At 62.8% G+C, this 13,721-nt stretch carries 13 protein-coding genes; 12 read left to right on the plus strand and 1 reads right to left on the minus strand.

Features of this window, described 5'->3' with window-relative positions; genetic code table 11:
- Positions 1 to 105: 105 nt before the first annotated feature.
- Positions 106 to 1,446 (plus strand): C4-dicarboxylate transporter DctA, encoded by a 1,341-nt coding sequence (gene dctA, locus CWB41_RS15080; RefSeq protein ID WP_115836167.1) that lies wholly within the window; start codon positions 106 to 108, stop codon positions 1,444 to 1,446.
- Between the two features lie 12 nt (positions 1,447 to 1,458).
- Here the strand turns inward: dctA and CWB41_RS15085 are convergent, their stop codons facing one another.
- Positions 1,459 to 1,830, minus strand: coding sequence for a cyclic nucleotide-binding domain-containing protein (locus CWB41_RS15085; RefSeq protein WP_115836166.1), 372 nt, complete (start codon positions 1,828 to 1,830; stop codon positions 1,459 to 1,461).
- A gap of 144 nt (positions 1,831 to 1,974) precedes the next feature.
- Here CWB41_RS15085 and CWB41_RS15090 point away from each other — a divergent pair, with 144 nt between their 5' ends.
- The 11 genes from CWB41_RS15090 to rnhA all read left to right on the plus strand — a co-directional run bounded on the left by CWB41_RS15090 (position 1,975) and on the right by rnhA (position 13,721).
- Entirely contained in the window at positions 1,975 to 3,111 is a 1,137-nt protein-coding gene (locus CWB41_RS15090) for a radical SAM protein (RefSeq protein WP_115836165.1), read from the plus strand.
- A gap of 129 nt (positions 3,112 to 3,240) precedes the next feature.
- A complete protein-coding gene (ssb, locus tag CWB41_RS15095; protein ID WP_115836164.1) occupies positions 3,241 to 3,729 on the plus strand; it encodes a single-stranded DNA-binding protein in 489 nt (162 codons plus the stop codon).
- 36 nt (positions 3,730 to 3,765) lie between these two features.
- Entirely contained in the window at positions 3,766 to 4,872 is a 1,107-nt protein-coding gene (locus tag CWB41_RS15100; RefSeq protein WP_115836163.1) for an E22 family MetX-like putative esterase, read from the plus strand.
- Positions 4,873 to 5,107: 235 nt separating this feature from the next.
- A complete protein-coding gene (gene gyrA, locus CWB41_RS15105; RefSeq protein ID WP_115836162.1) occupies positions 5,108 to 7,855 on the plus strand; it encodes a DNA gyrase subunit A in 2,748 nt (915 codons plus the stop codon).
- 73 nt (positions 7,856 to 7,928) lie between these two features.
- Positions 7,929 to 8,432, plus strand: coding sequence for a pantetheine-phosphate adenylyltransferase (coaD, locus tag CWB41_RS15110; RefSeq protein WP_115836161.1), 504 nt, complete (start codon positions 7,929 to 7,931; stop codon positions 8,430 to 8,432).
- Positions 8,433 to 8,451: 19 nt separating this feature from the next.
- Complete coding sequence (locus tag CWB41_RS15115) at positions 8,452 to 9,000, plus strand: peptidylprolyl isomerase (RefSeq protein ID WP_115836160.1); 549 nt, start codon at positions 8,452 to 8,454, stop codon at positions 8,998 to 9,000.
- 106 nt (positions 9,001 to 9,106) lie between these two features.
- On the plus strand, positions 9,107 to 9,562 hold the full coding sequence (locus tag CWB41_RS15120) for a peptidylprolyl isomerase (RefSeq protein WP_115836159.1): 456 nt from the start codon (positions 9,107 to 9,109) through the stop codon (positions 9,560 to 9,562).
- Positions 9,563 to 9,669: 107 nt separating this feature from the next.
- Positions 9,670 to 10,734, plus strand: a complete 1,065-nt coding sequence (queA, locus tag CWB41_RS15125; RefSeq protein WP_115836158.1) for a tRNA preQ1(34) S-adenosylmethionine ribosyltransferase-isomerase QueA — start codon at positions 9,670 to 9,672, stop codon at positions 10,732 to 10,734.
- Positions 10,731 to 11,864, plus strand: coding sequence for a tRNA guanosine(34) transglycosylase Tgt (tgt, locus tag CWB41_RS15130; protein WP_115836157.1), 1,134 nt, complete (start codon positions 10,731 to 10,733; stop codon positions 11,862 to 11,864). The genes queA and tgt overlap by 4 nt, the downstream gene beginning before the upstream one ends.
- Positions 11,865 to 12,315: 451 nt before the next feature.
- Positions 12,316 to 13,281: a homoserine kinase gene (gene thrB / locus CWB41_RS15135; RefSeq protein WP_115836156.1), complete on the plus strand. Its 966-nt coding sequence runs from the start codon at positions 12,316 to 12,318 to the stop codon at positions 13,279 to 13,281.
- Complete coding sequence (gene rnhA / locus CWB41_RS15140) at positions 13,278 to 13,721, plus strand: ribonuclease HI (RefSeq protein ID WP_115836155.1); 444 nt, start codon at positions 13,278 to 13,280, stop codon at positions 13,719 to 13,721. The genes thrB and rnhA overlap by 4 nt, the downstream gene beginning before the upstream one ends.

A 13,721-nucleotide genomic window follows, 5' to 3' on the forward strand; every position in this document is an offset into this window, starting at 1 on the left:
GGCCTAAGATATGGATTAGCAAGGGCAAGGCCAAGTGCGGCTTTGCCCCGCGCCAGCCCGGCCGGACCGGAAGACACACAAAAACAGCCTACCGCAGGAAACGCCATGGACGCTCCCGCCCCCGCCAAAAGCCGGCCGCCGTTTTACAAACAGCTCTACATCCAGGTTCTCTTCGCCATTTTCCTCGGCGCCTTGTTCGGCTGGCTCGCGCCGCATGCCGCGACGGCGGACTGGGTGAAGGCCCTCGGCGATGGCTTCGTCAAGCTCATCAAAATGGTCATCGCGCCGATCATTTTCCTGACCGTCACGGCCGGCCTCGCCCATATCTCCGACGCCCGCAAGGTCGGCCGCGTCGCGCTGAAGGCGCTCGTCTATTTTGAGGTCGTCTCGACCCTCGCGCTCGCCATCGGCCTCATCATCGGCAATCTGATCCGCCCCGGCGCTGGCCTCGCCGCCCACGCCAATGCCGCCGCCGTTGCCAAATATGTCACGGCCGCCAGCGGCGAACACCCGGTCGAATATCTCCTTAACATCATCCCGGATTCGGTCGTCGGCGCCTTCGCCCGCGGCGACATCCTGCAGGTGCTGCTGTTCTCGATCCTGTTCGGCTTCGCCCTGCTGGCGCTCGGCGAGCGCGGCAAAACATTGAGCGACGTGCTCGACCAAGCGACCAAAGCGATCTTCGGCGTTATCGAGATCGCCATGCGCGCCGCCCCGCTCGGCGCCTTCGGCGCCATGGCCTTTACCGTCGGCAAATACGGCGCGCAGGCGCTGGGCGCCCTCGCCGGCGAGATCGCGACCTTCTACCTGACCTCGGCGTTGTTCATCATATTCGTCCTGGGCGGCATAGCCCGCTTCGCCGGCTTCAACATCTTCAAGTTCCTCGCCTATCTGAAAGACGAATTGCTGATCGTGCTTGGCACGAGTTCCTCGGAAAGCGCGCTGCCGCGGCTTATCGAAAAGCTCGAGGCGCTCGGCTGTTCGCGATCCGTCGTCGGCCTTGTCGTACCTGCCGGCTATTCGTTCAATCTCGACGGCACCAATATCTATATGACCCTGGCGACGCTGTTCATCGCCCACGCGCTCGGCTTCGACCTCACGCTCGGCCAGCAATTGTCGATCCTGATCGTCGCCATGCTGACCTCGAAGGGCGCGACCGGCGTCACCGGCGCGGGCTTTATCACGCTCGCCGCGACGCTCTCGACAGTCTCGCCCGCGCTGGTGCCGGGCATGGCGATCCTCCTCGGCATCGATAAATTCATGAGTGAATGCCGGGCAATCACCAATTTCATCGGCAATGGCGTCGCAACCGTGGTGATCTCGGCCTCCGAAGGCGAGCTCGACCGCGCCAAGCTGAACGCCGCACTCGATGCCGGGCGCAGAGACCCGGCGGAGGCGAGCCTCAAGCTTGCAATGGCGGAAGCGGAATCGCCGCGAGAGCCGTGACCTCCTGCCTCGTCAATAATACCCATCCCGCGCCCGCAGGCGGCGGACGAAGAGCCGCAACAGATCGAGCGCGAAGCTCGGCGTCTCGCTGACGATTTTCAAAAACTGCTTTTCGGAAACCGGCACCAGCGTCACATCGGTCACCGCGATCGCCGTGCCGCTGCGCGGCGCCGGATCGACGAGCGACATTTCACCAAAAAACTCACCGGGCCCGAGAATGGCCACGACACGGTGGCCGGCATGAATTTCGACGCTTCCGCTCTGGACGACGAACAAGGCTTCGGCTTTGTCGCCCTCGCGAAAAATGACCTCGTCAGCGACATAGGCGCGCGTCGGCAGGCCGGCCTTCAACAACAGACTGAAATCCAAAGGCGCATTGGCCATAATCACCCCCAATTCGCGTCCGCCGGTCCAACCGAAGAAGACCCGATCGCGCTCCCGAACAGCCTATGCCTCGGCTAGGAACTTTGCTACAGTTTCGGTTTCCATAGATTTAGTTTCGACCTCAATAGATTTGGATTTTACCCCGTGCGATCACCACCGCGCTATATTTTCATTGAGACCAACCGCCGCTGCAATCTCAAGTGCGAGCATTGCAATTATTGGCATGACAAGGATACCGACGCCGCCAATTACCTCCCGCTGCCTCGCAAGCTGGAGGTTCTCGGCGAATTCCACGAGCTCAACCCGCAAGGCGCGATGGTCACCTGCGGCGGCGAGAGTATGCTCGACCTCGACACTTATTTCGGCCTGATGCGCGAATGCCGCCGGCTGGGGCTCACGGCTCTCTCAGTGGTCAATGGCACGCGGATCCAGACGGCGGAAATGGCCGACCGGATGATCGCCGAGGGGCCGCACGAGATTTCTATTTCGCTCAACAGCCCGCGCCGCGAGGTGCATGACCGCACGCGCGGCGTCCGAGGCGCCTTCGACAAGGCCGTCAAAGCGCTTCGGTTGCTGCTCGAGGCGCGCGCCCGCGTGCCTGGCTCGACGAGCCGCATCTACGTCATGGGCCTTGTCTTCGACGAGTCCTACCGCGATCTCGAACACTTCTACGATTTCGTCCTGAACGACATCGGCGCCGACCGGCTGAAGCTCAATTCGCTGCAGCCTTCGTTCGCACAGCACGACCCGACCGATGCGTTCTTCCGCGATCATTCCAAGGTCGACCCCGACGAGCTCTGCGACATCATTCAGCGCTGTAACGAGCGCTTCAACCTCGGTTTGAATCCGGTGTGGATCGAGCAGGTGCGCATGTATTGGCAAAGCCTCGCCCGCGCCCGCGATCTCGAACTCGGCTGGGCCTCGAAGGTCGAGACGAGCGAGCACATCTGCAATACCTACGATCGCAACATCATGGTCGACAGCTACGGCAAGGCGCGGCTTTGCTTTTCCGACGCGTTCGGCGGGTTGAAGCTCAAACAAAAGGGCGACCTGAAGCGCTTTTGGGAGAATGCCGGGGCGATCAGGCGGGAAATGGCGTCCTGCAACCGCCCGTGCGGCATCAGCCATAGCGTCCGGCGCGTCAGCGCCCGGCTGGACCCAGCGCGGCAGCCGCCGCAGCGCAGCTTCGCGGCCCGTCGCGCCGACTTTTTCGCCGATCTCTGGCCGCTGCGCCCGGTCGTCGATCCCCGAGCCTCGGAAAGCGCCGCTTGCCAAGAGTGATGCGGCGGTCTAGAACAAAGAAAGAACATTGCTTTCCGTGGAAAACCCGTGCCCTGACGCCATTTGGAGTCTGCGGTGGGCGTTGGTGGCCCTAAGGTCGGCCGCGAGAAGCGTTATTAGGAGAGAGCCATGGCGGGCAGCGTCAACAAGGTCATTCTGATCGGCAACCTGGGTCGCGACCCCGAAGTACGGCGGCTGAATTCGGGCGATTCCGTCGTGAACTTCAGCCTCGCGACGACCGAGTCCTGGCGCGACAAGGCGAGCGGCGAGCGCAAGGACCGCACCGAATGGCACAATATCGTTATTTTCAACGAGAATTTGGGCCGGATCGCGGAGCAATATTGCAAGAAGGGCTCCAAGGTCTATCTCGAGGGTCAATTGCAGACGCGCGAATATACCGACAAGGACGGCAATCAGCGCCGTACGACCGAAGTCGTCCTGCAGCGCTTCCGCGGCGAGCTGACGCTGCTCGACAGCCGTGGCAGCGCACGGGGCGAATCTCTTGACGATCGCGCTACACCCGAACCCAGCGGCAGCTTCGGCCATTCCTCGCCAATGGAATCCGACAAGCGCCCGAGCCGCGCCGCGGAAATGATCGACGACGACATTCCGTTTTAACGGCTGCCGGACGATCATGCTGCGGGAGGCGCGTGCGTGATCGTCGAGAAAAAGATCTTCGCGCTGCCGGAGTTTCGGACCTCCGGCGGTGCGCTCATCAAAAACGTTCGCGTTGGCTGGGAGAGTTATGGCAGACTCAATGCCGATCGCTCGAACGCAATCCTCATCGCGCATTATTTTTCCGGCACCAGCCACGCCGCCGGGCGCTACACGACGGAAGACGTGTTTCCCGGCTATTGGGACGCGCTGATCGGTCCCGGCAAGGCAATCGATACCGAGCGCTATTTCGTCCTCTCCTCCGATACACTCGTCAATCTCAACGCCCGCGATCCGCAGGTCGTCACCACCGGCCCGGCGACTATCGATCCCGCGACCGGCAAGCCCTATGGGCTTTCCTTTCCATTAGTGACGATCGGCGATTTCGTCGCCGCGCAGAAAGCGCTCGTCGATCATCTCGGCATCCGCAGGCTGCACGCGGTCATGGGGCCCTCGATGGGCGGATTGCAGACGCTCGCCTGGGCCGTCGCCTATCCGGAGATGATGGAGCGCATCGTGCCGGTGATCTGCGCCGGCGAAATAGACGCCTGGCTGACGGCGTGGCTCGGCCTCTGGGCGGCGCCGATCATGGCCGATCCGGCCTGGCAGGGCGGCGCCTACGTGGCCGAAGCGCAGCCCCTCGCCGGCCTGACGCTGGCGCTGAAGCTCATCACCCTTCAAGCCAATCATTGGCTCTGGACCGACGCGCAATTCGGCCGCGCCTATGCCGACCCCGGCGCCAATCCCGCTGACGCCCTCGGCAACAGCTTCAAAGTCGAAGCGACGGTCGCCGCCATCGCCGCCGAGCGCGCCAAAATTTCCGACTCCAATCACCTGCTCTATCTCGTCAAAGCCAATCAGACTTTCGCCGCCGGGCCGAGCGGCACTTTGGCCGACCTCGAAACTATCCGGGCCAGGACGCTCCTGCTCTACAGCCCGGAGGATCAGGTGTTCCGCGCCGAGAGGGCACGCGCGACGGCTGCGGCCATCGCCAAGGGCGACGCGCCGGTCGAAGTCGCGGAAATCCACGGCCCCTTCGGCCATGCCAACGGCCTCTTCGCCATTGCGCCGCTCGGTGAAAAAATCCGGGCGTTCCTGGCACGCTAAGCGCGATGTATGGCTGCCGAATCGCGACGGATTTCAGCCCGCCGACTGGCAAAACAACCGTCCATTTGCGAAGTGAAACGGGGCCCAGCGACCATCTGGTTGTGAACATTCAAGAGCGGCATATTAAGTAACTGAAATTAAATGGAATTTTTAAGCCGCGCCACAGCGGGTCGGCTGGCCTTTTGGAGCAAGATTGATTATATCAAAGGCTCCTCCAAAGCCTGGATGATTTGCCTTGGCCGATAATGAAGAAAACGGCGCCGGACCCGCGGGTTCTGACGTCCGTCCGGTTTCCATTTCCGACGAAATGCGGCGCAGCTATCTCGATTACGCGATGAGCGTGATCGTCAGCCGCGCGCTGCCCGATGTTCGCGACGGCCTGAAGCCGGTGCACCGGCGCATTCTCTATTCGATGTACGAGAACAATTACACGCCGGAGCGCCCCTACAACAAATCGGCGCGCGTCACCGGCGACACGATGGGCAAATACCATCCGCACGGCAATCTCGCGATCTATGACGCGCTGGTGCGCATGGCGCAGCCCTTCTCGATGCGGCTGCCGCTCATCGACGGCCAAGGCAATTTCGGCTCGGTCGATGGCGATCCGCCGGCAGCCGAGCGCTATACCGAAGTACGGCTCGCCACCGCCGCGCTGCCGCTGCTCGACGATCTCGACAACGAGACCGTCAATTTCCAGCCGAACTACGACGGGCGCGAACGCGAGCCGGTCGTCCTGCCGGCGAAATTTCCCAATCTTCTCGTCAACGGCGCCGGCGGCATCGCCGTCGGCATGGCGACCAATATCCCGCCGCATAACCTCGGCGAGGTGATCGATGCAGTCATCGCGCTCATCGACAGGCCCGAGATCAGCATTGAAGAACTCATCGGCATCGTCCCCGGCCCGGATTTTCCGACCGGCGGCAATATTCTCGGCCGCGCCGGCATCCGTTCCGCCTATCTGACGGGCCGCGGCTCTATCCTTGTCCGCGCCAAGGTCGAGGTCGAGGAAATCCGCAAGGATCGCGAGGCGCTGATCGTCAGCGAGATTCCCTATCAGGTGAACAAGGCGACGCTCGTCGAAAAGATCGCCGATCTGGTACGCGAGAAAAAAGTCGAAGGCATTTCGGACCTGCGCGATGAATCCGATCGCCAGGGCATGCGCATCGTCATCGAATTGAAGCGCGATGCGGTCGCCGATGTCGTGCTGAACCAGCTTTGGCGCTTTACCGCGCTGCAATCGAGTTTCCCGGCCAATATGATCGCCCTCAACGGCGGCCGGCCCGAGACGCTGACCCTCCTGGATTTCCTGCGCGCCTTCGTCGATTTTCGCGAGGAGGTCGTCACTCGCCGCACCAAGTTTCTGCTCGGCAAGGCGCGCGACGCCGCGCATTTGCAGGTCGGCCTCGCCATCGCCGTCGCCAATATCGACGAGGTCATTCGCGTCATCCGCACCTCGCCCGATGCGGCGACGGCGCGCGAAGCGCTGATGAGCCGCGACTGGCCGGCGTACGACATGGCGCCGCTCATCGCGCTCATCGCTGATCCCCGACACGTCCTATCCGCAGAAGGCACCTGCCGCCTTTCCGAGGCGCAAGCGCGCGGTATCCTCGAACTGCGGCTGCAACGCCTGACCGCGCTCGGCCGCGAGGAAATCGGCGCGGCTTTGGAAAAGCACGCCGCCGAGATCGCCGATTATCTCGATATTCTCCGCTCGCGCGTCCGTCTCTTCGGCATCATCAAGGACGAACTACTGGCGGTCAAACTCGCGCATGCGACGCCGCGGCGCAGCGTGATTCTCGATAGCGATGCCGATTTCGAGGACGAAGACCTCATCCAGCGCGAGGATGTCGTCGTCGTCGTCTCGCACGCGGGCTATATCAAGCGCGTGCCGCTTTCTGCCTATCGGGCGCAGCGGCGCGGCGGCAAGGGTCGCTCGGGCATGCAGACGCGCGATGAGGATTTCGTCGCCAAGCTTTTCGTCGCCTCGACGCATACGCCGGTTCTATTCTTCTCCTCGCTCGGCCAGGTCTACAAGGAGAAAGTCTGGCGTCTGCCGGCCTCCGCACCGCAGGCGCGCGGCAAGGCGCTGGTCAACATCCTGCCGCTCGAACAGGGCGAACGGATCACCACGATCATGCCGCTGCCGGAGGACGAAGAGCAGTGGGAGAAGCTCGACGTGATCTTCGCGACGACAGGCGGGACCGTCCGCCGCAACAAGCTTTCCGACTTCGCCCAGGTGAACCGCGCCGGCAAGATCGCGATGAAGCTCGATGCGGGTGAACAGATCGTCGATGTGCAGATCTGCAGCGAGAATGACGACGTGCTGCTGACGACGGCCGAAGGCCAGTGCATCCGCTTCCCGGTCACCGATGTGCGCGTTTTCAAGGGGCGCGATTCCATGGGCGTGCGCGGCATCTCGCTCGCCAAGGACGATCGGGTCATCTCGCTCGCCATCCTGCGCCATATCGAGGCCGAGAGCGGCGAACGCACAGCCTATCTCAAGATGCGCCGCGCTATCGCCGGCGAAGCGGTCGAGGCCGCCGAGACGTCCGAGGAGACGAACGGCGAAGAAGCCGCTGCTGCGCTCTCCTCCGAGCGTTATGCCGCCATGTCGGCGGCAGAAGAAATCATTCTGACGATTTCCGCCAATGGCTACGGCAAGCGCACCTCGTCCTACGAATACCGGATCACCGGGCGCGGCGGCAAAGGCATCGTCGCCATGGCAGTCAACACGCGCAACGGCCCGCTTGTCGCCTCCATGCCGGTCGAGGACAGCGACGGGATCATGCTCGTCACCGATGGCGGCCAGTTGATCCGCTGCCCGGTCGAGGGCATCCGCGTCGCCGGCCGCGGCACGCAAGGGGTCATCGTCTTCGATACGGCCGAGGGCGAACGTGTCGTCAGCGTCGAGCGCATCAGCGAAGACGAGGCGGCCGAGAATGGCGAGAGTGACGGTGAGCCGGGCGAGGCCGCGAGCGAATAAGGTTACCGTTCCCCTCCCCGTCTGCGGGTGGGGAACATTTGCCCCCGCTCCCGCGCTCGGCTAGAGAAGGCGCATGACCCGCAAGGCGCTCTATACCGGCACGTTCGACCCGCTGACCAACGGCCATGTCGACATCATCGCGCGCGCCGCGCGTTTTTGCGATGAATTGGTGGTGGCGATCGGCGTGCATCCGGGCAAGACGCCGATGTTTTCCGCCGCCGAGCGCACCGAATTCATCCGCGCCGCCTGCGCCAGCCTTGCCGCGACACATTCCTGCAAATTGTCGGTGATGACCTTCTCCGGCCTGACAGTCACCGCCGCGCGCGAGACTGGGGCGACGTTGCTGGTGCGTGGGCTGCGCGACGGCACCGATCTCGACTACGAGTCGCAGATGACCGGCATGAACGGCATTATGGCGCCGGAAATCGAAACCATCTTCCTCGCCGCCTCCCCGCAAGTTCGTCATATTGCCGCGACATTGGTGCGTCAGATCGCCCTGCTCGGCGGCGATGTCTCACCCTTCGTACCCGATGTCGTCGCCAAAGCCCTCGCGGTGAAATTAAACACCGCGCCCTAATCTGCTCCGAGGAGGAAACATGCGCTTGATCCGTCGCAGCCTGTTGGCTGCCTTTGCCTTCATGGTTTTGACGCTGCCGCTCGCCGCCGCCGACCTGAAGAACGAAATCTATCTTGATACGAAGGATGGCCGAGTCACGATCCTGCTCCGGCCCGATCTCGCGCCGAAGACGGTCGCGCAGATCAAGGCGCTGACCAAGCGCGGCTTCTACAATGGCCTCAAGTTCCATCGCGTGATCGAGGGCTTCATGGCGCAGACGGGCGATCCGACCGGCACGGGCACCGGCGGCTCCGACCTGCCGAATGTCCCGGCCGAATTCTCCAAGGCGCATTTCAAGCGCGGCTCACTCGGCATGGCGCGCGCGGACGACCCCGATTCCGGAAATTCGCAATTCTTCATTTGCTTCGACGAAGCTGGCTTCCTCGACGGGCAATATACGCTCTTCGGCCAGGTGATCGACGGCATGGATGTGGTCGACAAGATCAAGAAGGGCTCGCAGGCCGACAATGGCACCGTCACCGACCCCGACAAGATCGTGAAAATGGAACTCGCGACCGACGCGAAATAATCGCCGCGCGAATCCCGGCGCGGCTCCCCGCGCCGGCACAGGCGAAGGTTTACCTCGCGCCTGGCTTCGATTAAGGGAAGCGCCGACAACAGATGGAGGCATCGTCATGGCGGAAGCCGGCAACACTTTGACGCTTGAGACGACCAAAGGCCCCGTAGTGATCGAGCTGCGGCCCGATCTCGCGCCCAAACACGTCGCCCATATCAAAAAGCTCGTGGAAGAGCATTTCTACGACGGCGTCGTGTTTCATCGCGTCATCGACGGCTTCATGGCGCAGACCGGCTGCCCGCATGGCACCGGCACGGGCGGCTCGAAATATCCGAACCTCAAGGCCGAATTCAACGCCGAGCCGCATGTACGCGGCACCGTCTCGATGGCGCGGGCGCAAAATCCCGATTCCGCCAATTCGCAATTCTTCATCGTCTTCGACGACGCGCGCTTTCTCGACAAGCAATATACCGTGTGGGGGAAAGTCGTCTCCGGTATGGAGAATGTCGACAAGATCAAGCGTGGCGAGCCGGTACGCGATCCGGACAAGATCATTTCCGCCAAGCTGAGCTAAGTGCTGCGACTTGCATATTTCGTCATTGCGAGCGAAGCGAAGCAATCCAAGCATGAAACGTCTGGATTGCTTCTGCGCTCTCGCGCCTCGCAATGACGCGGCATAACATGCGTGTCGATCTGTTCGATTTCGATCTGCCGCCCGAGCGGATCGCGCTGCGCCCGATCATTCCGCGCGATGCCGCGCGTATGCTCGTCGTCGCGCCGGCTTCGCCGGAGCCGCTGCAGGATCGCACCATCCGCGATCTCCCGGATTTTCTACGGCCCGGCGACATTCTCGTCGTCAACAATACGCGCGTGATCCCGGCCCGGCTCGAGGGCGTACGAACTCGCGGCGTGAACAAAGCCAAGATCGAAGTGCTGCTGCACAGGCGTGTCTCCGACGACACATGGCGGGCCTTCGCGAAAGGCGCGAAAAAACTGCAACGCGGCGACACGATAGCTTTTCAGCGCGGCGATACGATCGTCGCAACGGAAGTGCTGGAAAATTTCGGCGAAGGCGAAGTCATGCTCGCCTTCCCGCTCGGCGGCGCGGACCTCGATCGCGCCATCGAGGCGCTTGGCGCCATGCCCCTGCCACTCTATATCGCCGGCAAGCGGCCCGCCGACGCGCAGGATAGCGACGATTACCAGAGCCTGTTCGCTGTCCATCGCGGCGCCGTCGCCGCGCCGACCGCGAGCCTGCATTTCACCCCGGCGCTCAAAACCGCCATCGCCGCGCGCGGCGTCGAGATCGCGCAGATCACGCTGCATGTCGGCGCCGGCACCTTTCTGCCGGTGAAAGCCGATGACACGCAGGCGCACAGGATGCACGCCGAATGGGGCGAAATCGATGCCGAGACCGCCGCGCGGCTCAATGCAGCGCGGGCGGCTGGCGGGCGCATCGTCGCGGTCGGCACGACCTCCCTGCGTCTGCTCGAATCCGCGGCGACAGCGGCGGGAAAGATTGCGCCTTTCTCCGATGAGACGGCGATTTTCATTACCCCGGGCTATCGCTTCAAGGCCGTCGATCTGCTGCTGACCAATTTCCATCTGCCGCGCTCGACGCTCTTCATGCTGGTCGCGGCCTTCAGTGGACTCGAGACGATGCAAGCGGCCTATAAACATGCGATAGCCTCGGACTACCGCTTCTATTCTTATGGCGATGCCTGCCTGCTCCACCCGGCCCCATGACCGAACTGACATTCGATATCCACGCCAAAGACGGTGACGCACGCACCGGCACGATCACGCTGCCGCGCGGAAGAATCCGCACGCCCGCCTTCATGCCGGTCGGTACGGCGGCGACCGTCAAGGCGATGTATCCGCAGGATGTCCATGCGCTCGGCGCCGATGTCGTGCTGGCCAACACCTATCATCTGATGTTGCGGCCGGGGGCGGAGCGCATCGATGCGCTCGGTGGCCTGCATAAATTCATGAACTGGCCTTGGCCGATCCTGACCGATTCCGGCGGCTTCCAGGTCATGTCGCTCGCCAAGCTCAGAAAGCTCGACGAGAGCGGCGTGACCTTCCAATCGCATATCGACGGCGCGCGGCATCATCTGACGCCGGAGCGGGCCATGGAGATCCAGCGGCTGCTCGGCTCCGACATCCAGATGCAGCTCGACGAATGTGTGCGGCTGCCGGCGCCTGAGGCCGATGTCGAACGCGCCATGCGGCTTTCGCTGCGCTGGGCCGAGCGCTGCAAGGCGGCGTTCGGCACCCAGCCGGGCCACGCGCTTTTCGGCATCGTCCAGGGCGGCGAAAGCCCGGCCCTGCGCCGTGCCAGCGCGGAGGCGCTCGTCGGCATTGGCTTCGACGGCTATGCGCTGGGTGGCCTCGCGGTTGGTGAACCGCAGGACGTGATGCTGGCGATGATCGAGGCAAGCGCCGCCTATCTGCCGGCGGCGCGGCCGCGCTATCTGATGGGCGTCGGTTCGCCCGACGATCTGATCGAATCCGTCCGCCGCGGCATCGACATGTTCGATTGCGTCATGCCGACGCGAGCCGGCCGCCACGGCCTTGTCTACAGCCGCCACGGCCGCATCAACCTGCGCAACGCGAAACATGCCGACGACCCGCGACCGATCGATCCGGAGTCGTCTTGCGAGGCCGCGCGCATTTATTCCCGCGCCTATCTGCATCATCTCGTGAAGGCCGGCGAGATTCTCGCCATGATGCTGCTGACGACGATCAACCTCGCCTATTACGAAACGCTGATGACGGATATCCGCGCGGCGATCGCGGCGGGCCGTTACGCCGACTTCTGCGCCGAGACGAAAGCCCGCTGGGCGCGCGGCGAAGGTCCCGAATCCAGAGCCTGAAAATGGAAAAGGCGAAACGGGCTCAAGGGCCTCGCTTCGCCTCTCCGTTCCCTCGTCCTAGACCCTTTCTGGCCTGTTCCCCCGAGGGGGACGGCGTGATCTGCACGCCGGCACATGAAAGGGGTTCCTCCCACGACTTGGACTAGATGCACACCGGGTGAACCCGAAGGCTCTCAACACGATGGCAAGGGTTTGTAGCCCAGACGTGACGCATTGTCACGCATCAACGATGCATCTTGCCCGCAAAAATGGCAGAAAAGAAAAAATTTTTTTTTCATTCGTAATCTCGGTAAAAATACCCCCAGGAAAGGCGCGCCCGGCGCCTGATCGCGCTTTTGTGTGCCGGTGTTCCTGCTAAAAGGCCGTCTGGTCTCAAGCTCGGTGGAGCGGGCGGCAAACATTTCTCAGCTCAAGCGCGCATTCATCTCCTCGATATTCCATTGCTGGCATCATGGCTGTCTACACCGACGTTTCCGACCTCGCTCTCAGGGATTTTCTTGCCGATTACGGGCTTGGAAAATTGCTTGCCTACAAGGGCATCGCCGAAGGCGTCGAGAATTCCAATTATCTGCTCCATGTCGAGGCCGGGTTTTTCATCCTCACGCTCTATGAGAAGCGGGTAAACGCCGACGATCTGCCCTTCTTTCTCGGCCTGATGGAGCATCTCTCCGCGCGCGGCCTCGTCTGCCCGCAGCCCGTAAAAACGCGTGAAGGCTCTCTATTTAAGCCGCTCGCCGGCAGGCCCGCCGCGATCGTGACTTTTCTCGAAGGCGTCTCGACGCGCGCCCCGCTCGTCGCGCATTGCGCCGCTCTCGGCACCGCGCTTGCGGAATTGCATCGTGCGGGTACGGATTTCCCGCTCGAACGCGCGAACAGCCTTTCGATTTCCGGCTGGCCGCCGCTCCTGATGCAAGCCAGGGACCGTGCCGACAGCGTCGAACCGGGGCTGGCTGCCTTTCTCGCCGCCGAACTTGCGGCGCTCGAAGAACTCTGGCCGCGGAATCTACCGCGCGGCGTGATCCATGCCGATCTCTTCCCGGACAACGTTCTCTTCCTCGGCGACAAAGTCTCCGGCCTGATCGACTTCTACTTCGCCTGCACGGATTTTCTCGCTTATGATCTCGCGGTCTGCCTCAACGCCTGGTGTTTCGAGCCGGATTTTTCGTACAACGTCACCAAGGGCAAGGCCCTGATCGACGCCTATCAACGCGCCCGCCCGTTGACGCCGCTGGAAATCATCGCTCTGCCGATCCTCGCTCGCGGGGCGGCGCTACGCTTCACCCTCACCCGTCTGGTTGACTGGCTGAACGTACCCCCTGGCGCCCTCGTGAAGCCGAAGGACCCCCGCGAATATGTCCGACGGCTGCGCTTCCATCAGCAGGCAACGAGTCCCGGCGATCTCGGATTGGCATTTTGAGCGGTAAAGTCACGATCTGGACCGACGGCGCCTGCTCCGGCAATCCCGGCCCCGGCGGCTGGGGCGCGGTCATCACCTTCGCCGACAAGCGCAAGGAAATCTCCGGCGGCGAAGCGGCGACGACCAACAATCGCATGGAGATCACCGCCGCGATCCGCGCTCTCGAAGCCCTGACACGCTCCTGCGATGTCGATCTCCATACCGATTCCGCCTATCTGCGCGGCGGCATTACCACCTGGCTCGCGGGCTGGAAGAAGAACGGCTGGCGCACCGCCGATAAGAAGCCGGTCAAGAACATCGAACTCTGGCAGGAACTCGAACAGGCAGCCGCGCGCCACACGATTCATTGGCACTGGCTGAAAGGCCATGCCGGCCATCCGATGAATGAGCGCGCCGACGAGCTGGCGCGCGAAGGCATGCGGCCCTTTTTAAAACGCTGA

The organism is Methylovirgula ligni (assembly GCF_004135935.1).
Taxonomy (GTDB): domain Bacteria; phylum Pseudomonadota; class Alphaproteobacteria; order Rhizobiales; family Beijerinckiaceae; genus Methylovirgula; species Methylovirgula ligni.